General features: G+C 70.3%; 21 protein-coding genes. 10 read left to right on the top strand and 11 right to left on the bottom strand.

Annotated features, from left to right (window positions below; translation table 11 throughout):
• Position 1: 1 nt before the first annotated feature.
• A complete protein-coding gene (locus FNH24_RS07895; protein WP_152361620.1) occupies positions 2-754 on the bottom strand; it encodes a dienelactone hydrolase family protein in 753 nt (250 codons plus the stop codon).
• A gap of 95 nt (positions 755-849) precedes the next feature.
• On the opposite strand from FNH24_RS07895, the gene FNH24_RS07900 reads away from it, so the two are divergent.
• Positions 850-1,887 (top strand): glutathione S-transferase family protein, encoded by a 1,038-nt coding sequence (locus tag FNH24_RS07900; RefSeq protein ID WP_152361621.1) that lies wholly within the window; start codon positions 850-852, stop codon positions 1,885-1,887.
• Between the two features lie 39 nt (positions 1,888-1,926).
• Positions 1,927-2,763, top strand: coding sequence for an LLM class F420-dependent oxidoreductase (locus tag FNH24_RS07905; RefSeq protein WP_152361622.1), 837 nt, complete (start codon positions 1,927-1,929; stop codon positions 2,761-2,763).
• Positions 2,764-2,773: 10 nt separating this feature from the next.
• On the opposite strand, the gene FNH24_RS07910 is transcribed toward FNH24_RS07905, so the two are convergent.
• The 5 genes from FNH24_RS07910 to ctaE form a co-directional block, all read right to left on the bottom strand.
• Positions 2,774-3,235, bottom strand: a complete 462-nt coding sequence (locus FNH24_RS07910) for a hypothetical protein (protein WP_152361623.1) — start codon at positions 3,233-3,235, stop codon at positions 2,774-2,776.
• An 83-nt stretch (positions 3,236-3,318) separates the two neighbouring features.
• A complete protein-coding gene (gene qcrB, locus FNH24_RS07915; RefSeq protein WP_152361624.1) occupies positions 3,319-5,103 on the bottom strand; it encodes a cytochrome bc1 complex cytochrome b subunit in 1,785 nt (594 codons plus the stop codon).
• Positions 5,103-6,104: a cytochrome bc1 complex Rieske iron-sulfur subunit gene (gene qcrA / locus FNH24_RS07920; RefSeq protein ID WP_246186813.1), complete on the bottom strand. Its 1,002-nt coding sequence runs from the start codon at positions 6,102-6,104 to the stop codon at positions 5,103-5,105. The genes qcrB and qcrA overlap by 1 nt, the downstream gene beginning before the upstream one ends.
• Before the next feature lie 113 nt (positions 6,105-6,217).
• Positions 6,218-7,033 (bottom strand): cytochrome bc1 complex diheme cytochrome c subunit, encoded by an 816-nt coding sequence (gene qcrC, locus FNH24_RS07925; protein WP_152361626.1) that lies wholly within the window; start codon positions 7,031-7,033, stop codon positions 6,218-6,220.
• A gap of 74 nt (positions 7,034-7,107) precedes the next feature.
• Positions 7,108-7,818: an aa3-type cytochrome oxidase subunit III gene (gene ctaE, locus FNH24_RS07930; protein ID WP_484502517.1), complete on the bottom strand. Its 711-nt coding sequence runs from the start codon at positions 7,816-7,818 to the stop codon at positions 7,108-7,110.
• 247 nt (positions 7,819-8,065) lie between these two features.
• Here ctaE and FNH24_RS07935 point away from each other — a divergent pair, with 247 nt between their 5' ends.
• Positions 8,066-8,518: a response regulator transcription factor gene (locus tag FNH24_RS07935; protein ID WP_152361627.1), complete on the top strand. Its 453-nt coding sequence runs from the start codon at positions 8,066-8,068 to the stop codon at positions 8,516-8,518.
• Positions 8,519-8,531: 13 nt separating this feature from the next.
• Positions 8,532-9,599 carry an anthranilate phosphoribosyltransferase gene (gene trpD / locus FNH24_RS07940; protein ID WP_152361628.1) on the top strand — a complete coding sequence of 356 codons (1,068 nt, stop codon included), beginning with the start codon at positions 8,532-8,534 and terminating at the stop codon, positions 9,597-9,599.
• Positions 9,600-9,602: 3 nt separating this feature from the next.
• On the opposite strand, the gene FNH24_RS07945 is transcribed toward trpD, so the two are convergent.
• Positions 9,603-10,541, bottom strand: a complete 939-nt coding sequence (locus tag FNH24_RS07945) for a DUF2510 domain-containing protein (RefSeq protein ID WP_161606042.1) — start codon at positions 10,539-10,541, stop codon at positions 9,603-9,605.
• A 148-nt stretch (positions 10,542-10,689) separates the two neighbouring features.
• Here FNH24_RS07945 and FNH24_RS07950 point away from each other — a divergent pair, with 148 nt between their 5' ends.
• Positions 10,690-11,124, top strand: a complete 435-nt coding sequence (locus FNH24_RS07950; protein ID WP_161606043.1) for a pilus assembly protein CpaE — start codon at positions 10,690-10,692, stop codon at positions 11,122-11,124.
• A gap of 21 nt (positions 11,125-11,145) precedes the next feature.
• Here FNH24_RS07950 and FNH24_RS07955 read toward each other — a convergent pair whose 3' ends face one another.
• The gene (locus FNH24_RS07955) at positions 11,146-11,898 is read right to left on the bottom strand and encodes a prepilin peptidase (protein ID WP_152361631.1); all 753 of its coding nucleotides are present in this window, start codon (positions 11,896-11,898) and stop codon (positions 11,146-11,148) included.
• Between the two features lie 62 nt (positions 11,899-11,960).
• Complete coding sequence (locus FNH24_RS07960; protein ID WP_152361632.1) at positions 11,961-12,422, bottom strand: hypothetical protein; 462 nt, start codon at positions 12,420-12,422, stop codon at positions 11,961-11,963.
• Positions 12,423-12,651: 229 nt separating this feature from the next.
• Here FNH24_RS07960 and FNH24_RS07965 point away from each other — a divergent pair, with 229 nt between their 5' ends.
• Genes FNH24_RS07965 through FNH24_RS07975 form a run of 3 tightly spaced genes read left to right on the top strand, consistent with a single transcriptional unit; the run spans position 12,652 to position 17,112 of the window.
• Positions 12,652-15,909, top strand: a complete 3,258-nt coding sequence (locus tag FNH24_RS07965; protein WP_152361633.1) for a S41 family peptidase — start codon at positions 12,652-12,654, stop codon at positions 15,907-15,909.
• A gap of 17 nt (positions 15,910-15,926) precedes the next feature.
• Positions 15,927-16,670 (top strand): tyrosine-protein phosphatase, encoded by a 744-nt coding sequence (locus FNH24_RS07970; protein ID WP_152361634.1) that lies wholly within the window; start codon positions 15,927-15,929, stop codon positions 16,668-16,670.
• Positions 16,671-16,677: 7 nt separating this feature from the next.
• Positions 16,678-17,112, top strand: coding sequence for a DUF3592 domain-containing protein (locus tag FNH24_RS07975; protein ID WP_152361635.1), 435 nt, complete (start codon positions 16,678-16,680; stop codon positions 17,110-17,112).
• 16 nt (positions 17,113-17,128) lie between these two features.
• Here FNH24_RS07975 and FNH24_RS07980 read toward each other — a convergent pair whose 3' ends face one another.
• A complete protein-coding gene (locus FNH24_RS07980) occupies positions 17,129-18,082 on the bottom strand; it encodes a WYL domain-containing protein (RefSeq protein WP_152361792.1) in 954 nt (317 codons plus the stop codon).
• Positions 18,083-18,142: 60 nt separating this feature from the next.
• Between FNH24_RS07980 and FNH24_RS07985 the strand changes: the two genes are divergently transcribed.
• Positions 18,143-19,279 (top strand): epoxide hydrolase family protein, encoded by a 1,137-nt coding sequence (locus FNH24_RS07985; RefSeq protein WP_152361636.1) that lies wholly within the window; start codon positions 18,143-18,145, stop codon positions 19,277-19,279.
• A 92-nt stretch (positions 19,280-19,371) separates the two neighbouring features.
• Here the strand turns inward: FNH24_RS07985 and FNH24_RS07990 are convergent, their stop codons facing one another.
• A complete protein-coding gene (locus FNH24_RS07990) occupies positions 19,372-20,373 on the bottom strand; it encodes a sunset domain-containing protein (protein WP_152361637.1) in 1,002 nt (333 codons plus the stop codon).
• 413 nt (positions 20,374-20,786) lie between these two features.
• Between FNH24_RS07990 and FNH24_RS07995 the strand changes: the two genes are divergently transcribed.
• The gene (locus FNH24_RS07995; protein ID WP_246186805.1) at positions 20,787-21,305 is read left to right on the top strand and encodes a peptidylprolyl isomerase; all 519 of its coding nucleotides are present in this window, start codon (positions 20,787-20,789) and stop codon (positions 21,303-21,305) included.
• Positions 21,306-21,312: the final 7 nt, after the last annotated feature.

A 21,312-nucleotide genomic window follows, 5' to 3' on the forward strand; every position in this document is an offset into this window, starting at 1 on the left:
CTCACGACCCTAGGGTGCGGGCGAAGAGGTCCTGGAGTTCGCGGAAGTGGCGCTCGGCGCCCGCCTCGTCGTAGCTTGACGTGTCGGCCATGGTGTAGCCGTGCTGGGCGCCGGGGTAGACGGCAGTGGTGAAGGTGATCCCGGCCGACCTCATCGCCTCGTCGAGGGCGGCGATCGCCTCCGGCGGGTTGGACCGGTCGTTGTCGGCGTGGCCGGCCAGCACCTCGGCGGTCGCGGTGGTGATCACCCGGTGCACGCTGTCCGGCTCGTCGGTGACCAGGTTGCCGGCGTGGAAGGCGCCGGCGGCCCGGATCCGGTCCGGGTGCGCGGCCGCGGCCCGCAGCGCCAGCATCCCGCCCATGCAGTAGCCGGTGGCCCCGATCCGGGCGCCGTCGACGCCGGGCTGGGCGGCGAGCTGGTCCAGGCAACCGGCCAGGTCGCGGAGCAGATTCGGGGTCTCCATCCCGGTGCGCCGGCTGCCCATGGTGCCGAAGAACGCCTCCCGGGCGCCGGGTTCGCGCAGGTCGGCCTGCGGGGCCAGCTCGGCGGCGGTGCCGGCCCGGTAGAACACGTTCGGGGCGAACACGGTGTAGCCCCAGGCAGCGATCCGGTCGGCCATCAGCTCGATCTGCGGCCGGAGCCCGATGGCGTCGATCAGCAGCAGCACCCCGGCATGCGGCCCGTCGGGCCCGGGCACCAGATAGGCCTCGGCCGTTCCGTCGGGTGCTTCGAAGTTGATCGTCTGCCCTGCCATCGCAGATGTTCCTTCCGCTCGTCCTGATCGTCCAGGATCGAGGGTACGGCGACGCCGCCGCGAGCCAGCGTGGGGTCGGCGCTAACCTCGCAGTCATGAGCGATCGCGACGACGAGGGCACGGCGGGCACGTATGTCGAGGCCGGCGAGTTCAAGCGGGACACGAACTACATCACCACCCGGATCACGGCCGACGGCCGCGACGGCTATCCGGTGGAAGCCGGCCGCTACCGGCTGATCGCGGCTCGGGCCTGCCCCTGGGCCAACCGGACCTTGATCGTCCGGCGGCTGCTCGGGCTGGAGGACGCGATCTCGCTCGGGCTCTGCGGGCCGACCCATGATCAACGCAGCTGGACGTTTGATCTTGATCCCGGCGGGGTCGATCCGGTGCTCGGCTACGAGCGGCTGCAGCAGGCCTACTTCGCCCGGGTCCCGGACTATCCCCGCGGCATCACGGTGCCGGCGATCGTCGACGTGCCGACCAAGGCCGTGGTGACCAACGACTACCGGCAGATCACGATCGACTTCGAGACCGAGTGGACCGCCTACCATCGCGACGGCGCCCCCGACCTCTATCCCGATGATCACCGCGACGAGATCGACGAGGTGTCGGAGTTGATCTTCAAGGACGTCAACAACGGCGTCTACCGGTGCGGGTTCGCCGGCTCCCAGCAGGCGTACGAGGATGCCTACGACCGGCTGTTCTCCCGGCTGGACTGGCTGACCGAGCGGCTCCGCGGGCAGCGCTATCTGGTCGGCGACACGATCACCGAGGCCGACGTACGGCTGTTCACCACCCTGGCCCGCTTCGACCCGGTGTATCACGGTCACTTCAAGTGCAACCGGCACAAGCTGTCCGAGCTGGACGTGCTGTGGGCCTACGCCCGGGACCTGTTCAGCACCCCCGGATTCGGTGACACGACCGACTTCGTCCAGATCAAGCAGCACTACTACATCGTGCACACCGACATCAATCCGACCAAGATCGTTCCGGCCGGCCCCGACCTGGCCAACTGGCGTGAGCCGCATCACCGGGAGCAGCTCGGCGGCCGCCCGTTCGGTGACGGCACTCCGCCGGCGCCGCCGCGGCCGGGCGAGCTGGTGCCGGTCGAGGCCGGAGTCCCGACAGCCTGATCCGGGAATGCGGCCGGCGCCGGGCCGGTTGTCGTGATCATGGTGACAACGAAGAACGGCGTAGGCGTCTGGCAGCGATCCGATCTGGTCGAGCCCGAACTGGCCCGATCCCTGGAGGAGCTCGGCTATCGGTCGATCTGGCTCGGGCTGTCTCCCGGAGATCTGATCAAGGTCGAGGAGCTACTGGCCGCGACCGAACGGATCGTCGTCGGCACCGGGATCGTGAACATGTGGGCCGACGAGGCGGAGCCGGTCGCCGCGGCCTATCACCGGGTCGTCGGTCGCTACCCGGGACGGTTCGTGCTCGGGGTGGGGATCGGTCATCCGGAGGCGACCAAGGAGTACCGGAGCCCGTACGCGACGATCGTCGACTATCTGGACCGGCTGGACGCCGCCGGGGTGCCGCGCGAGGACGTCGTCCTGGCGGCGCTCGGCCCCAAGGTGTTGCGACTGGCCGCGGAGCGGACCGCCGGCCCGCACCCGTATCTGGTGACGCCGGAACACACCCGCCGGTCCCGGGAGCTGATCGGCGCCGGCCCGTTCATCGCCACCGAACAGAAGGTCGTGCTGGATCCCGATCCGGTCACCGCCCGGCAGCTCGGCCGGGACCGGGTGGGGTTCTACCTGGAGCTGCGCAACTACCTCAGCAACCTGCGCACGCTCGGCTTCACCGACGACGACTTCGCCGCCGGCGGCAGCGACCGGCTGATCGACGCCCTGGCGCCGCACGGCGACGCGGCGACCGTCGCGGCGGCGCTGACGGCCCACCTGGACGCGGGGGCGGACCAGGTGGTGCTGCAGTTGCTCAGCCGCGACGGTGACGATCCGGTCCCCGGCTACAAGGCGATCGCGGTGGCGCTCGGCCTCGACGGCTGAGCCGGTCGGGTCACTCGCAGCTGACGCCGGACGACACCGCTCCGGTACGCCAGCCGGCGACCACCCGGCCGTCCTGGCGCACGGTGACCGTGGTGATCGTGGTCGAGCCGGAGGTGCTGACCTTGGCCTCGATCTCGAGGCCGCGCTCGGCCGCGGCGGCCCTCGCCGCGTCCAGATCCCAGCCGTCGCCGGCGGCGTCGTAGACCTGCTCGACCTGCTCGCAGACGTCGTCGGCGGCGATCCAGCTGTGCACGTGGAACGCGAACACGGCCAACAGGACCGCGACGCCGAGATAGATCACCCGGACCAGGCCGGACGGCAGGTCGCCGAGGCGGACCCGGCGGTCGTCGGAGGATCGGCGATCGCCGTCGGACAGCCGCATGGTCCAGCTCCGGAACAGGTCGGGCTTCGCGACGATCACCAGGCAGAACAACGCCAGCGCACCGAGCAGCCACGGCAGCAGTTGCAGCACGCTTCGACCCTACCGGCGGCATCGCCCCGGGAATGCGGAACGCCACCCCTGCCGAGTCGGCGGAGGTGGCGTTCCGAACGGATTCAGTGCGTGGTCGACTCGGTCTTCTTGGCCTCGTCGCCGGCCTCGAGCTCCGGGTGATCCGCGCCCTCGACCTCGTGATCACCGTGGCCGTTGCCGTGCCCGTTGCCATGGCCGTTGCCGTGCGCCTGATGCTCGGCGGCGGCCTCGAGCTCGGCCCGGGTCGGCTTGCGCAGGGCGTCGCGGTAGAAGAACCGGGTGGCCAGCCGGCGCAGGTTCTCCGCCTTGACCTCGGCATCACGCATCCCGTCGCCCTCGCCGTCCTTGATCGGCTCCAGCGGCAGATACTCCCGATGCTGGGTGAGGGTGTAGGCCTCGTCCCGGCTGACCGGGACATGGACCTCGGCGTACTCACCGGACGGCGAGCGGACGATGACCCCGGTCTCCGCGCCGTGCAGCAGCCGGGCTTCGTCCCGCCGCTGCAGGCCGATGCAGACCCGCTTGGTGATCAGGAAGGCCAGCACCGGGCCGACGAACACGGCAACCCGGAGGACGTCGGTCACCGAGTTCAGCGACACGTCGAACAGCACGGCCAGCAGGTCGTTGCCACCACCGGCCCAGAAGAGGCCGTAGCAGGTGATCCCGGCGACACCGAACGCGGTCCGGGTCGGGTTGTTCCGCGGCCGCTCCAGGATGTGGTGCTCGGAGTTGTCGCCGGTCACCCATCGTTCCAGGAACGGGTAGGCCACCAGGATCCCCGGGAACAGCATCATCAGCCCGACGCCGGGGATGAAGACGTTCCAGGACCAGGTGGTGCCGCCAATGTGCGACTCCAGGCCCGGCATGATCCGGACCGCGCCCTCGACGAAGCCCAGATACCAGTCCGGCTGCGAGCCGGCGGTCACCTCGGCCGGGTTGTACGGTCCGTACTCCCACACCGGGTTGATCTGCATCAGCGCACCCATCAGGGCGATCACGCCGAACACGATGAAGAAGAAGCCGCCGGCCTTGGCCATGTAGACCGGGAACAGGGGATAGCCGACGACGTTCTTCTCGGTCCGGCCCGGGCCCGGGTACTGGGTGTGCTTCTGGAAGAACACCAGCCCGACGTGGGCCGCGATCATGCCGAGCAGGATCGCCGGCACCAGCAGGATGTGGGCCATGTAGAACCGGGAGATGATCAGATCGCCCGGGAACTCGCCGCCGAAGATGAAGAACTCGGCCCAGGTGCCGATCAGCGGCACCGACCGGGTCAGGCCGTCGACGAAGCGCACGCCGGTGCCGGAGAGCAGGTCGTCCGGCAGCGAGTAGCCGGTCAGACCGGCGATGATCGTGGTCATCAGCAGCCCGACGCCGAGCAGCCAGTTCAGCTCCCGCGGCTTGCGGAAGGCGCCGGTGAAGAACACCCGCATCATGTGCGCGTACATCGCGACCACGAACAGCAGCGCCGCCCAGTGGTGCATCTGCCGGATCAGCAGGCCGCCGCGGATGTCGAAGGAGATGTTCAGGGTGGAGGCGAAGGCCTCCGACATGTGCAGGCCCTTGAGCAGCTGGTACGAGCCGTCGTACTCGATCTCCGCCATCGACGGCTTGAACCACAGGGTCAGGAAGACACCGGTGATCAACAAGACGATGAACGAATACATCGCGATCTCGCCGAGCAGGAACGACCAGTGATCCGGGAAGATCTTGCGCAGGTTCGCCCGGCCCATCTTGGCCACGCTGAACCGCTCATCGGCCCAGCCCGCCGGACCGGCGGCAGCCTTGAGCACAGGTCCGGGCTGCTTGGCCGGGGTCTGGGCCTCGGTCGCCGAACTCTCGGTGACCTGTTTGGCCGGCTTCGCCATCAGTTATCACCCTTTTGGTAGTCGCCGTGGGAGTCGCGCTCGAAGAAGCTCGGCCCCACCGGCACGGTGAAATCGCTCCGCGCAATCAAGTATCCATCCGAATCCGTCGTAATCGGAAGCTGCGGCAAAGAACGCGCCGCCGGTCCGAACACGACGACCCCGGAATCGCCCAGGTCGAAGGTCGACTGGTGGCAGGGGCAGAGCAGGTGGTGGGTCTGGTCCTCCCACAGGCTGATCGGGCAGCCGACGTGGGTGCAGATCTTGGAGTAGCAGAGGATCCCGCCGACCTGCCAGTCGCGGCGCGAGTCGGGGATCTTGATCCGGTTCGGATCCATCCGCACGATGACGATCGACGACTTCGCCTTGGCCTGCTGATAGGCGGCCCCGTGCAGCTCTTCCAGGTTGGCCGGCTGGCCGTTGATCAGCTGGCCGATCCGCAGGTCGGACGCCTTGATCGGGGTGTAGCTGACGTCCTGCACCAGCTTGATGCCCTCGGCCCAGATCGTCTTCATGATGGTCTCTTTGCGGGTCGCCGCGACCGGCCACGGGCCGAGGTCGGCCAGGGCGACGATCGCCGGCAGCCCGAGCGCGCCGAGCGCACCGGCGAGGCTGCGGCCGAGCACCTTGCGCCGGGTGATCCCCGACTCGTCGATGCCGGCGTTGACGTCGGCGATGACCGCGGTGCGGTCCTCGTCGCTGGACTTCAGCTCGTGCCGGTCGTCGGCGATCTCGTGGTTGGCCATCACCTGGCGGGACCACTGGATCGCGCCGGCCCCGATCAGCAGGATCGCGAACCCGATGGTCAGGCCGAGCCCGACGTGCTGGGCGTTGGAGTGCAGCGGGCCGAAGTCGATGTACATGTCCTTCGGCACGGCGAAGTAGATCACCACGAACGCGATCGCCAGCACCGGAACCAGGCCGAACATGGTGGCGACCTGGCGGGTGGCCCGGTCGGCGGCCTTCGGGTCGACGTCGGTCAGCCGCGGCTGATGCTCCTCCATGCCCGGATCCGGGACGGGGTAGCGGGGCCAGTCGTGACCTTGGTCCACCCCGCCGAGGTTGGCCGTGGCCAGTTCCTTGCCCTGGGGGTCGGTTTCGCCCCGGGGATTGTCACTCATTTCGCGCGAGCTCCCTTTGCGGTGATCCAAACAGTGAAGATGATCAGCACCCCGAGGCCGGCGACCCAGGCCCAGAAACCCTCGCTGACCGGCCCGAGCGAACCGAGGGTCAGTCCGCCCTGGTTCGGCTGCTCGTGCAGTTCGTTCAGGTACGCGATGATCTGCCGCTTCTCCTTGGGGGAGAGGGCGCGATCGGGGAACGCCGGCATCTGCTGCGGGCCGGTCTCCATCGCCTCGTACAGGTGCCGGTTCTCGACCCCGACCAGGGTCGGGGCATGCTTGCCGTTCGGCAGCGCGCCGCCGGAGCCGGCGAAGTTGTGGCAGGCCGAGCAGTTGGTCCGGAACAGCTCACCGCCGCGGGCGATGTCCTCCTCCGACAGACCCTCGCCGCTGTACTCCTCCGGCTTGGGGATGTCGGGGCCCGGGCCGAGCGAGGCGACATAGGCGGCCAGCGCGGCGATCTCCTCGTCGGAGTAGACGTTCGGCTTACGTGGCGCCTGCTGGCCCGGCTGGGCCATCGGCATCCGGCCGGTGGCGACCTGGAAGTCGACCGCCGCGGCGCCGACGCCGATCAGCGGCGGGCCCTGGATCGTGCCGCTGACCTGACCCTCACCGTTCAGGCCGTGACAGGAGGCGCAGCCGACCGCGAACAGGGCCTTCCCTTCGGCGATCTGCTGGCTCTTGCCGGTGTCGGCCGAGACCTGCTCCGTCGGCGAGACCAGCGAATACACTCCGCCGATCACGACGAGTGCGAACAACAGCATCAAGACCTTTACGGCCGGATGGCGTCGTTTGGCGGACAGGAATCGCACGGCGGGGGTCCCTCTCGGTGTGGGGGCTGACTTTGCAGTCGTACTGCTATTCGGTTGTCACGCTGACGATGGATTCAGCGAAGGATGTAGATCACGAAGAACAGCGCGATCCACACCACGTCGACGAAGTGCCAGTAGTACGAGACCACGACGGCGCTGACGGCCTGCTCGTGGGTGAAGGTGCGGGCCAGGAAGGTCCGGCCGAGCAGCAGCAGGAAGGCGATCAGACCGCCGAGCACGTGCAGACCGTGGAACCCGGTGGCGAGGAAGAACACCGACCCGTAGCCGTTGGTGGAGAGGGTCAGGCCTTCGTGGAACAGCTCCGCGTACTCGTACACCTGGCCGCCGATGAAGAAGGCGCCCATCACGAAGGTGAGCACGTACCACTCGCGCAGGCCCCACTTGTTCACCTGCAGCAGCGAACCGGAGCGGCCGACCTGACCGCGCTCGGCGGCGAAGACGCCCATCTGGCAGGTGATCGAGCTGGCCACCAGCACGCTGGTGTTCAAGATCGCGAACTCGATGTTGAGCAGCGCGGTCTCCGACGCCCACAGGGATTCGACGCCTGCGGCGGCGGCCTGGCCGTTCGTCACGTTGCGGATCGTGAAGTAGCCGGCGAACAGCGCGGCGAAGAACATCAGCTCGGAGGCGAGCCACACGATGGTGCCCACCGCCACCATGTCGGGGCGGCCGGGATGCCCGCGCAGCCGTGACTGGGGGATGTTGTGCAAGGCCCCGGCCGGCTTGACGGCGGCAGCGGTCGTGGAGTGCGTGTGTAGAGCCACGGGGTCATTATGTCTGGGCGGACCGGCCCGGTCACGTCGGGGCAGCCAATGTCGGGTGTGTGTCTGGCCACGCCGAGAGCGACCGGGGGAAAGACCCCGCTGCGGCCGGCTCTGACGGGGTCGCGGCGGGAGTGATGGGGGCATCACCAGAGCGATTGACCGACGGCGTGCCGCACCGTTTTCGGCCCCGACCCGACACGGTACGATCGCTGCGACTCGAGCGCGACCGGTGAGGATGATGACGATCATGGCAACTGAGCAGCAGGCAGGGCACCACGACGAAGCGGCGGAGAAGCCGCTGATCGTCCTGCTCTACGCCTCCGATCGGGATCGCCGCGATCAGGTCCGGCTCGCCCTCGGCCGGCGGCTCGCCGCCGACCTGCCGGAGATCCGGGTCCTCGAGGTCGCCACCCAGCCGGCCGTGCTGACCGAGCTGGACGCCGGCGGCGTCGACGTCGTGATCCTGGACGGCGAGGCCGTGCCGGGCGGGATGGGGCTGTGCCGGCAGATCAAGGCCGAGGTGCTGAACGGTCCGCCGGTGCTGCTGCTCGCGGCCCGGCCGGACGACGCCTGGCTCGCCACCTGGGCGCTGGCCGACGCGATCGTCCCGTATCCGGTCGATCCGATCCGGCTGCCGACCGCCCTGGCCGACCTGATCCGCCGATCGACCGGCGCGATCACCTCATCTGCCCAGCCCTGAGGGAGAACCACCGATGACGGACGACACCGGAGTCGCGGAGCTGACCTGGCCGGACCTGCTGTCGGCCGTGATCCGCGGTGAGGACCAGCCGAGCCGGGCCACCGCCTGGGCGATGGATCAGATCCTCGAGGGTGTTGCCACGCCGGCCCAGATGGCCGGCTTCCTGGTCGCCCTGCGGGCCAAGGGCGAGACGGTCGACGAGCTGACCGGCCTCGCCGAGACCATGATCAAGTTCGCCACCCGGATCGAGCTGCCCGGGCCGGCCCTGGACATCGTCGGCTCCGGCGGCGACCGCGCGGGCACGGTCAACATCTCCACCATGGCGGCGATCGTGGCTGCCGCGGCGGGCACCCGGGTGGTCAAGCACGGCAACCGGGCGGCCTCGTCGGCCTGCGGTTCGGCCGATCTGCTGCAGGAGCTCGGGCTGGTGCTCGATCTGGATCCGGAGTTGCAACAGCAGGTGATCGCCAAGGCCGGGATCGGGTTCCTGTTCGCCGCGCACTACCACCCGGCGTTCCGGCACGCGGGCCCCGTCCGGCGTGAGCTCGGGGTGCCGACCGTGTTCAACTTTCTCGGCCCGCTGACCAATCCGGCGCAGCCGTCGGCGATCGCGGCCGGCGTCGCCGACCCGCGAATGGCCGGGCTGTTGGCCGGCGTCTTCGCTGCCCGCGGCCAGCAGGGACTCGTCTTCCACGGCAGCGACGGCCTGGACGAGCTGACCACGACCACCACGTCCAAGCTGTGGCTGTTCGGGCCGGGGACTCCGCTGACGACGGTCGAGTTCGACCCGGCCTCGCTCGGTCTGCCCCGGTCCCGGCCGGAGGACCTGCTGGGTGGCACGCCGGCGGTCAACGCCCGGATCGCCCGGGACGTGCTGGCCGGTGCGCCCGGCCCGGTGCGTGACATCGTGCTGCTGAACGCCGCGGCCGGCCTGACCGCGTGGGACGGGCCGCACCCGGACCGCCTGGTCGAGCAGCTCGGCGGCAACCTGCAGCGGGTGACGACCGCCATCGACACCGGGGCCGCCGCGGCCCAGCTGGAACAGTGGGTCAGCCTGAGCCGGACCGTCGCCGGCCCCTGAGCCTCATTCCTTGATCCGCAGGGATTCCAGGGATTCCAGCGCCAGCTCGGCCAGCTCCGGATCGGCGTCGTTCGGCACCGAGCTGGTCGCGGCGATGAACGAGCCGTCGTCCAGCCGGACCAGGATCACCGACACCTTGTCGTACTTACTGGCCAGCTGCTCGACCTCGTAGCTGACCCGGAAGTTGATCATCACGCCCGGATGCCCGTCGACCGCCCAGTCCGAGACGGACAGCCGGCCGAGCCGGGTTTCGTGGCCGCCGAAGAATCGTTGTGCGTAGCGTTCAGCGGCCTTCGCCGCGGTCTTCTCCAGATCCGGCGAGTTGATCAATTCGGGACTGATCTGCGCCAGCGCCACGGTGGCCGACCAGGTCTTGGTGCCGTTGTAGCGCTCGTGCACCCCGGCGTTGGCGAGGAAACAGGTCTGGAACAGGTACGGCACCGAGATCGGATCGGCATACAGCCGGTACGGGGATCCGGGCAGCGTGATCGTCGCCGGGCCGAGGGTCGCGGTCCGGTTCTTCGGGTCGAGCTGACCGGTCGGTCCGGCCCCCGGGCTGGGCTCGGCCGTCGGCACCCGGCTGTGCGGCGGCCGCTCCGCCGACGACGGCGGCCCCGGATCACTCCAGATCACCAGGCCGGCGCCGAGCCCGGCGGTGACCACCAGGGTGATGCTCAGCGCGATCGCCAGCACCATCCGGGTCCGCGAGGCGCGTCGCGGCTCCAGGTCGAGCTCGTCCGGATCGTCCAACTCCGTAGGCAACCCCGGATCCGCGGCGTCGTCGACGAACTCACCCCGGGCGAGCCGCGCTGCCAGCGCGTCCGGTGGCGGCGCCTTCGCCGACTCGCCGATCGCCTGGGTCCACTGGGCACCGTCCCACCACCGGTAGCGGCCAGGGACCCCCGCCGGATCGGGGTACCAGCCGGGCCTGGGGACGGTCACGGCGACGAGCCTAATCGAGGAGGCAACCCGGTGCCGGGGCCGCCCGGATTCCTTGGCCGACCGGTGGACCCGTGTCGTCGACCGGTCCGTACCGGCGGGCGGACCGCGGGGCGCGGTGCCCGGGTCCGCCGGGGCATACTGGCAGATCATGATCTCCCGCGAGTTGGCCGGCCGACTGAGCACGCGACTGGAGTGGAAGCCCGCCAACGGCGACCTGTTCTTCATTCCGCGGCCGGAGATCTCCGATTCGGTGTTCCTGGTCAGCGACATGGTGGTCGAACTCGTGGTCCGCGACGCGCGGCCCCGGTTCCACTTCAACGGCACCGTCGAGTGGGCACTCGACTCGGTCGAGGTCGGCGAGGTCGTCTGGCTGCCGCGCGAAGATCAACTTCGGGAGCTGATCGGGGACCACTTCCTCTCCCTGGACCGGACCGGCGGCGACTACGTCGTGTCGCTCAGCGGCCCGGAACACGCCCATCACACGGCCCCGCAGCCGTCCGCGGCCGATGCGTACGGCGCCGCGCTGCTCTACGTCCTCGAGCACACCGTGCCGGTCGCCGGCTCGGCCGAGTCGCCTCACTGACTCAGGGCACCAGGGTCCCGGTCAGCCGAACGGCGCCAGCCGAGTCAGCAGCACCGCGAGGTAGACCCCGATCAGCATCGACGGGGCGTACGGGAAGCCGCCCCGGCGCCCGGTCAGGATCCGGGCCAGGCCGAACGCCCCGCCGAGCAGCGCGCCGCTGAGCAGGCCCCAGAGCAACAGCGTCCAGGAGTCGGCGGCCGCCGCGGCCCCGAGCAGCGGCGCGAACCGTACGTCGCCGAACCCGAAGCCGCCACGGCTGAAGGCCCAGATGGCCAGATAGACGGCACCGGCGATCGCCGCTCCGGCGACGGTGCGAAGCAGCCAGCCGCCGTCGGCGATGGCAAACGCCGTTGCCACCGTCGCGATGGCCATCGCCAGCCAGCCCGCGTAGCTGAGCCGCATCGGCAACCAGGTGGTGGCACCGTCGATCGCGGCCAGCGACACCCCGAACACGGCCAGCACGAGCCAGACCGCGGACAGCTCTCGCGGCAGCCAGAACAGGCCGATCGCGGCGGCACCGGCGGCGGCCACCACGCAGCCGGCGATGAAGCCCGGCCGGACCAGGTCGGCGTAGCGGATCTTGGCCGGCTCGTCCCGGGCCGCGCTCCAGGCGGGATGATCGTCGGCATCCCGTTCCGGGCCGCTGGCGGCGTCGGCTTCGACCGCCGGTTCGGGCAGTGGCTCGGGCAACAGGCGTAGCACGATCGGCAGCCCGGCTCCGACCGTCGCCGCCGCGAGCATGATCAGCAGCGCTGTCACCAGGGGGTCAGGCATCGCCGCCAGCCGAAGGTTCGACCACGATGCCTGAGAGTACTGCCGCGACGGGCTCGGTCACGTCAGGCCACCGAACGGAGCGCCGGGCGATCCGCGGCTCGCACCGCGGCGGCGACCCGCAGCTCGGTCAGCCGGGTGCAGGAGAAGGTCCGCTCGGTGAGCAGCAACTCCAGTGCCGACCGGCGCATCCGGAGATAGTCGGTCAGCCGGGCTTGGCTCCACCCGGCGTCGAGCAGTCGGCGCAGCCCGGCCCGGACCGGGCCGGCGGGCACCAGCTGGTAGCGGGTCGCCCGCACGGTCGCCGACGTGATCGACAACAGCTTCCGACCGACCTCCACCGGGACCTGATCGGCACCGCCGCGGCCGGACGGCATCAGCAGCGACTGGAGTTGATCATGGGGCAGGTCGACGAGTTCGGCGATCACGTCGGGCGAGACCGATCCCGAGTTGATCAAGAATCTCAACTGGGCCCGGAACGGCCCGGCGGCCACCGGCGGGTCGGCCTCGGCGGGGGCGGTGATCATGGCGGCTCCTGGAGTTCGAGGTGAGCGGTCGTCGTGGTTCCAGGACGCCACGGATCCACCGGCTGCGGGGGTCGTTGCTGTCGTCCGCTCCGGTGGCCTGTTGACCGTTGCCGGCAGACGTTGGCCGGTGCCGGGCCGGTGTTGTCCGAACCAACCACGGTGTTGACCGGTCGGCGGGGAATTCACGCCCCGGCCCCGGACGTCACCGGCGCATATTAGGGTCGGCGACATGACTGCCGGATACCTGCGCTTCCCCGATGTCAACGATGATCAACTCGTCTTCTGCGCCGGGGACGAGGTCTGGCTCGCACCGCTCGGCGGCGGCCGTGCCTGGCGCCTGACCGCCGATGGCGCGCCGGTCCGGCACCCGCGGTTCTCCCCGGACGGACGCCGGGTCGCCTGGGCGTCGACCCGCGACGGCAGCTGGGAGATCTACCAGCAGGAGCTCGACAGCGGAGCGATCGAACGGCTCACCTACTGGGGGTCGGACCAGACCACCGTGATCGGCTGGCGGGACGCCGACACCGTGCTCGCGGTGTCGGCGGCCGGGGAGATCAACCTGCGGCACACGACGGTCCGGGCGGTCGGATTGGACGGTCGGACCGAGCGGCTCGGCTACGGCCCGACCTCGATGGTCGCCTTCCATCCGGCCGGGGCGATCGCCCTGGCCAGCCGGTTCAGCCGGCCACCCGAGCACTGGAAGCGGTATCGCGGCGGCACCGCCGCGCGACTGTGGCTGGATCCGGCCGGAGGCGGGGAATGGCGGCGGCTGCTGCCCGACATCGAGGCCAGCCTGGTCGGCCCGTTCTGGTACGGCGACCGGCTGGTCTTCGGCTCGGATCTCGAGGCCGACCTGCCCGGCAACCCGACCGGCCAGGCCAACCTGTATTCGGTGTCGGCCGAGGGCGATGATCTGACCCGGCACACCCAGCACACCGAATCCGACGGCTATCTGCGAGACCCGGTCAGCGACGGCCGGACCATCGTCTACCACGCCCGCGGCGTGCTCTACCGGTTGCCCGATCTGAACACCGATCCGGAGCCGATCGGGCTCAGCCTCGGCGCGCCGCTGCCCGGCCGGCAGCCGCGACGGCTGGAGCCGACCGAGCAGCTGACCCAGGTCCGGCCGGACCGGGTCGGCAACGGCAGCGTGGTCGAGTGGCGCGGCAACGCCTTCTACCTGACCCATCGGGAGGGGCCGGCGCGGGCGCTGGCCGCCGATTCGGGGATCCGGATCCGGGAGCCGCGGCTGCTCGGCGACACCGGCACGGCCGCGTACGTCACGGACGCCGACGGCGAGGACGCGATCGAGGTGCGCGCCACCGACGCCCTGAGCCCGGCGCGCCGGATCGCCGGCGGGCAGCTCGGCCGGGTGCTCAGCCTGGAGTCCGACCCGGCCGGCGCCCGGCTGGCGGCGATCAGCCACGACGGCCGGATCAGCCTGGTCGACGTCGAGTCCGGCGCGATCCGGGAGCTCGCCCGCAGCGTCGACGGCGAGGCCACCGATCCGGCGTTCTCGCCCGACGGCCGCTACCTGGCCTGGAGCCAGCCGACGCCCAGCCACCGCTATCTGATGCTGGCCGACCTGTCCGCTCCGGACGCGGAACCGGTCCGGCTGACCAGCGGCCGCTTCTCCGATTTCTCGCCGAGCTTCACCGCCGACGGGAAATACCTGGTGTTCCTGTCGGCGCGGACCTTCGACCCGCACTACGACAGCCACACCTTCGACCTGGGCTTCGGCGGCGCGATCCGACCGCACCTGGTGCCGCTGGCGGCGACCACCCCGGCACCGTTCGGTCCGAGCGTCGACGGCTGGCCGGTCGCCGCGGCCGACGACCACGATGACCAGGCCGACGCCAAGAGCGGCGAGGCCGACCGGCCGGCGGGGTCGGAGCCGAAGATCGTCAGCGACGAGGTGGCGACCGACGGGTTCGAGCAGCGGCTGATCCCGTTCCCGGTGCCGTCCGGCAGCTACCGGCAGTTGCGCGCGACCAAGACCGGCGTGGCCTGGATCCGGGAGGCCGATCGCGGCGTGCTCGGGTCGAGCCTGGCCGACGTGCCCGGCGAGGGGCCGGGCGACGCGCTCGAGGTGTTCGGTTTCGCCGACCGCAAGCTCGAGGTGCTCGCCGATCGGGTCGACGGGTACGAGGTCAGCGGTGACGGGACCCGGCTCGTGCTGCGCGACGGCGACGACGTCCGGGTGTTGCCGGCCGACCGGCCGGTCAAGGAGGACGACGATCCGGCCCGGGTCGCCGTCGACCTGTCCCGATTGCGGTTCGAGCTCGACCCGGTCGCCGAATGGCGGCAGATGTTCGACGAGCAGGGCCGGTTGATGCGTGATCACTTCTGGCGTGAGGATCTGGACGGCGTCGACTGGTCGGGGGTGCTGGATCGCTACCGACCGATCGTGGATCGGCTCGGCAGCCATGACGACCTGATCGATCTGCTTTGGGAGACCGTTGCCGAGCTGAACACCTCGCACGCTTACGTGATGCCGGCCGCCCGGCCGGAGTTGAAGGCGAAGCGGGTCGGGCTGCTCGGAGCCGACCTGGCCCCGGCCGACGACGGCTGGGAGATCGTCTCGATCCTGCCGGGGGAGAGCTCCGATCCGGACGCCCGTTCGCCGTTGCGGGCGGCCGGGGTCGGGGCCGAGCCCGGCGACCGGATCGTCGCCGTCGACGGGCGCCCGGTCGACCCGCGGTTCGGTCCGACGGCCTCACTCACCGGCACGGCCAAGGCGCCGGTCGAGCTGACGCTCCGACGGCCCGGTGGCAGCGCCGACCGCCGGGTCGTGGTGCGGCCGCTCGAGTCGGAGGAACAGCTCCGCTACCAGGCCTGGGTGGCCGGCCGCGCGAACTATCTCCGCGAGGCGACCGACGGCCGGCTGGGCTATCTGCACATCCCGGACATGGCCTCGCCCGGCTGGGCGCAGCTGCACCGCGACATCGAGTTGGCGACCCGGGCCGAGGGTCTGATCGTCGATGTGCGCTACAACCGTGGCGGCCACACCAGTCAGTTGGTGATCGAGCGGGTGGCCCGCCGGGTGATCGGCTGGGACCTGGCCCGGCAGGTCGGCGCGGCCGAGGAGTATCCGGGCCAGGCGGTCCGTGGCCCGGTGATCTTCGTGACCAACGAGTTCGCCGGCTCCGACGGCGACATCGTCTGTGCCGCCGCCCAGGCGCTGCGGCTCGGGCCCGTGGTGGGCATCCGGTCCTGGGGCGGCGTGGTCGGCATCGACGGCCGGTTCGGGTTGGTCGACGGCACCGGCGTGACCCAGCCGCGGTATGCGTTCTGGCTCGAGGGCTACGGCTGGGGTGTGGAGAATCACGGCGTCGATCCCGACATCGAGGTGCCGATCACGCCCGCCGACTGGGACGGCCCGGCGGATCCGCAGTTGGACCGCGCGATCGCCGAGGCGCAACGGTTGCTGGCCGAACGGCCGGCGGCGACACCGCCGGCCCCGGAGCCGCCGCGGGCCCGTCGATGAGCCGGGAGTCGTTGCCGATGTCCGCCACCGAAAGTCCCGACGGGTCCTACGTTCCGCTGCACCTCGACTGGCCGGGCTGCCTCAACGCGCGGGATCTGGGCGGGATGCCGACCACGGACGGCCGCCGGATCCGCGATCGCTCCTTGATCCGGACCGATGGTCATCACAAGCTCACGCCCGAGGGGGTCGCGGCGGTCCGCGACTACGGCGTCAGCCGGATCGTCGACCTGCGCCGGCAGCGGGAGCTGGACATCGAGCCGAGTCCGTTCTTCGGTGACCCGGTCTACCTGCACCTGCCGGTGCAGAACCCGGCCGATCCCGATCACGAGTGGATGACGCTGGCCGACATCTACATCGCGATGCTCGACCTGCGCCCGGCGCTGTTCACCTCGGCGGTGATCGCCATTGCCGACGCGCCACCGGGCGGAGTGGTGGTGCACTGTGCCGGCGGCAAGGACCGGACCGGGATCACCGTCGCGCTGGCCCTGGTGGTGGCGGGGGTCGCCCCGGAGCTGATCTCCGCCGACTACGCGTTGACCGAGCAGCGACTGGCCGAGGAGGCGGCAGCGCATCTCGAGACCCTCACCGACTCCCGGGAACGCGAGATCGTGCGCGGCCTACAGCCGACCCCGCCGACCAACATCACCCGGGTCCTGGACCATCTCACCGAGCGGTACGGCAGCGTCGAGGGATTCCTCGAGGCCGGCGGGATGACGGCGACCCAGCGGTCGGCCCTGCGGGTCCGGCTGGTCGGCGAGTAGGGCACCGGTGCCGAATCACCTGATCGCGATCTTGATCTTCGGGGTGCCCTCGTTGATCTTGATCGGCATCGTGATCGTCCTGATCCGGCGGATCGTCCGGCTGCGCCGCACGGGTCAGCGGGTCACCGGCCAATGTGTCAACGTGTACTGGGAGCCGCACCCGACGGATCGGAGCGTCATCCATCCCCGGCGGCTGTGGTTCTCCACGGTCGCCTTCGACGCGCCCAAGGGTGGCGGCCGCTACCGGCTGAAGGTGCAGACCAGCAGACACAGCCTCGGCCAGTGGGTCCCGGTGCTGGTGCCGCCGGGCGATCCGGAACGGGCCCGGGTCGACGAGTTCTGGCAGCTGTGGTGGGCGCCGATGCTGATCGGCCTGATCGCTGCCGTGTTCGTCCTGGCGACGGCGGGGATGATCAGTGGCGCCGTGGCCGCGGCCGGCTGAGCTAATGGCGAGGAGTTCACACGGCGGCCGCGCACCGCTGGGCCAGTAGCTCGATCTCCTTGATCAACTCGGCCGACCCGTCGACCACGGTGAACCCGCAGCCGACCGAGGTGATCATCCAGCTCAGCGCCCAGGGGGAGTCGGCGCCGACGTGCATCAGGCAGCTGTGCTCGTCCACCGCTTCCAGAACGCCCATTCCCGGCCACACCCGCTCGGCCAGGTCTGCCGCGGAGGCATGCAGTCGCACCACGGCGCGGTGCGGCCAGCCGCGACTGGCCAACTGCCGCGACAGGTAGCTGCCGACGTCGCCGTCCGGCGCCGGCCGCGGCGCGAACCGGGGTCCGGTCGGGGGGCGCGGCCGGAGCCGGTCCATCCGGAAGCTGCGCCAGTCGTCCCGCTCGGCGTCCCAGGCGACGAGATACCAGCGGCGCTGGAAACTGACCAGGCTGTGCGGCTCGACGTCGCGCCGGGTCGCGGTCCCGTCGTGCCGGTTGTAGTCGAAGCGGAGCCGCTCCTGGCGCCGGCAGGCCTCGGCCACCGCCATCAGGATGCCCGGGTCGACGGTCTCGCCGAGGTCGTCGCCGCTGACCCGGACGGTCGCCCGGTGCAGGGTGTCGACCCGGTAGCGGAGCCGGGACGGCAGCACCTGTTCGATCTTGAGCAGCGCTCGCAGCGATGCCTCCTCGATGCCGGCGAGCGAACCCGTGCCGGTGCGCAGGCCGATCACCACGGCGGCGGCCTCCTCGTCGTCGAGCAGCAGCGGCGGCAGCTCGGTGCCGGCTCCGAGCCGATAGCCGGCGGTGCCCTGGACGGCATCGACCGGATAGCCGAGGTCGCGCAACCGGCCGATGTCACGACGGACCGTGCGGGTGGTGACGGCCAGCCGCTCGGCCAGCTCGGACCCGGACCAGTCCTTCCGGGTCTGCAACAACGACAACAACCGGAGCAGTCGTGCTGAGGTTTCCATGATCACCAACTTCCCAGAGCATTAGGACCGATCCTGTCCTAAGCGAATTCTAGGGTGGTGATCATGACGAACTCGACACGGATCCGACCCTTTCGGATCGACATCCCGCAGGCCGACCTCGACGAGCTCAACGCCCGGCTGGCCAACACCCGCTGGCCGGAGGAGTTGTCCGGCGTCGGGTGGAAGTACGGCACGCCGAGCTCGTACCTGAAACAGCTGACCGACCACTGGCGCAGCCGCTACGACTGGCGTGCGGAGGAGGCCCGGCTGAACCGGCACCCGCAGTTCCTCTTCGAGCACGAGGGCCGACGGCTGCATTTCTGGCACATCCGGTCCGAGGAGGCGGAGGCGACACCGCTGCTGCTGATCCACGGCTGGCCGTTCGGAGACTTCTCGGCGATGATCGAACCGCTGATCGACCCGCGGTCCCACGGCGGCGGCCCGGCCTTCCACCTGGTGATCCCGACCCTGCCCGGCTTCGGCTTCTCCGGGCTGACCCGGCAGCCGGGCGAGGGCGCCACCGACCGGTCCGCGGAGTTGATCGCGGCGCTGATGGCCGAGCTCGGCTATGACCGGTATCTGGCCCAGGGTGGTGACGCCGGCTCCTTCATCGCGCCGCAACTCGGCCGGATCGACACCGAGCACGTGATCGGGGTGCACGTGAACGACCCGATCACCATTCCCTCCTGGGACGACGACGGCTCCGGTTACGACGAGGCCGACCGGGCCAACCTGGCCAAGCTGCAGCAGTGGGGCAGCGACAGCACCTCGGCCTACGCGGGAGCCCACGGCCGGTCGCAGACGCTGGCCAACGGGCTCAACGACTCACCGGCCGGGCTGCTCTCCTGGGTGATCGACGTCGTGCACACCTACATCGATCCGGCCCTGGAGCTGCCCGAGGAGGCGATGGATCGCGACCGGCTGCTGACCTGCGTCAGCATCCTCTGGTTCACCGGCACGATCGGCTCGTCGATGCTGCTCTATTCCGAATCCGAGCAGTGGGGGGCCGAGTTGCCGAACTCCGGCGTGCCGACCGGGGTCGCCGTGTTCGCCGGCGGCAGCAGCATCCGGGCGATCGCCGAGCAGCAGAACACGGTCGTGCACTGGGCCCGCTACGACCGCGGCGGCCACTTCGCCTCGATGGAGGCGCCCGACTTGTTGATCAAGGACCTGCGGATCTTCGTGACCGGACTGAGCTGATCGGCGAGCTTGATCAACAACGAAACGACGGTGCCGGCGAGGAAGACTCCTCGCCGGCACCGTCGCTCGTGATCAGTGCTTCGTGATCAAGATCACCGCTGGGCGCGAACGAATCCCGCCGCCTGAGCGGCCTCCTCGCTGTTGAACCACACCTCGGCGATGGTCCGGTTGTAACCGGCCGCCTCCGGCAGGTGGTACTTCATCGAGCGCTCGTTGCCCTTGATGATGTAGCCGGTGGGCGGTTCGGAGCCGACGTAGACGCCCTCGCCGTTGTACTTCGCGCGGAGCGCGGCGTCGGCCGGTGACTCCTCGGCGGCCGGGGCCGCCGGCTCGTCCGCAACCGAGGTGCCGTTCACCGCCGCGCCGTTCGGGTCCTCGGTCAGATCGGCAGCGACGGCTTCACCCTCGACGGCAGCCACAGGGGTGGTGCTGTCCGTAACGGGCACCTCGGCCGACGGCTCGTCGGTGACCGCGGTCAACTCCTCGGTCGGTGCCTCGTCCGCGATCCCCGCCGCCGGGTCGGTCGAGTCGGCCGGCTCGGTCGCGGCTGCCGGCGTCGCCACGCCGTTGGCGTGATGATGGTCGGCGCGTTCGGACCACGGTGAGCTCGGGGTCGGCGGCGTCGGCGCGTACGGAGCCGACGGTCGCGCGGCCTGCCAGCCCTGGTCCGAGCTGCCGAGCAGCTTCTTCACCACGACCGCGGCGACACCCGCCACCACCGCGACGATCGCGATCCGCTTGATCCAGCGGCCCTTCTTCTTCTGCTTCTTCGGCTCCAGCTCGCCCTTGGCGGCCTCGATCACGGCCCGGCCGCGCTTCTCGGCCTCGATCGCGACGGGACTGCCGGCGGCGGCGTTGAGGGCCTCGGTCAGCTTGGGCAACAGGTCGTCGTGCATCCGCACCCGGGCCGCCTCGACGGCCGGGGATACTCGCTCCAGGGCGTCGTCGAGTCGCGGGCCGAGCCGCTCCACGGCGTCATGAGCGGCCTTGGCGCCACGCTTCTTGGCCTCCGTGGCGTACGGCCCGACACGCTCGACCGCCTGCTCCACGTACGGACCGACTCGGTCGAACGCCGTCTGAGCAAGCGGAGTCACCCGGTCGGCGGCAGACTGGGCCAGCGGCCCGACTCTGTCTGCGGCTGACTGCGCGAGCGGCCCTACTCGATCGGCTGCATCATGGACCAACGGTCCAAGACGGTCAGCGGCCGCATGGATCGCGTCCTCGGCGGCTGGTGCAACCAGTTTTCGGGCGGCGTCCACGCGGTCGGAACTCTTGCGCTTCACGTTTCCTCCGTTGGGTCACCTACAGCTCCTGTCCGGAGCATCTCATTACCGTACCGTTCCCACCGGGGCGTCCGGCTAAGCATGGATCGGTGCGGTGCCGGTTGTTGCGCGGCGGGTTGGCGGGGCATGACAGGATGGGCGATCAGCGCCGGTCGTCGCCCTCGAACGCGGCGGCGCCGGCGAGTTCTTCTCGCAGTCGATTCTCAAGACGAAGGGGCCTATCAGTGCCGCAGCAGACCGCCACCCTGCACACCAACCACGGCGACATCGTGCTGAACCTGTTCGGTGATCAAGCACCGAAGACGGTCGCCAATTTCGTCGGCCTGGCGAACGGAACTCAGGAGTACGTCGATTCGGAGTCGGGCCAGAAGACCACCGGCCGCTACTACGACGGCCTGGTCTTCCACCGCATCATCGACGGCTTCATGATCCAGGGCGGTTGCCCGCTCGGCACCGGCACCGGCGGGCCGGGCTACGAGTTCGGTGACGAGATCCACCCCGACCTGCAGTTCGACCGGCCGTACCTGCTGGCCATGGCCAACCGTGGCCCGGGCACCAACGGCTCCCAGTTCTTCATCACCACCGGGCGGCAGCCGCACCTGAACCGCAAGCACACCATTTTCGGCGAGGTGGCCGACCAGGCCAGCCGGGACGTGGTCGACGCCATCGGCAAGGTGCCGACCGGTCGGCAGGACCGGCCCGTTGACGCCGTCGTGGTCGACTCGGTCGAGATCAGCGGCTAGGACCGAA

The sequence above is a fragment of the Microlunatus speluncae genome (assembly GCF_009299835.1).
Lineage (GTDB): Bacteria > Actinomycetota > Actinomycetes > Propionibacteriales > Propionibacteriaceae > Microlunatus > Microlunatus speluncae.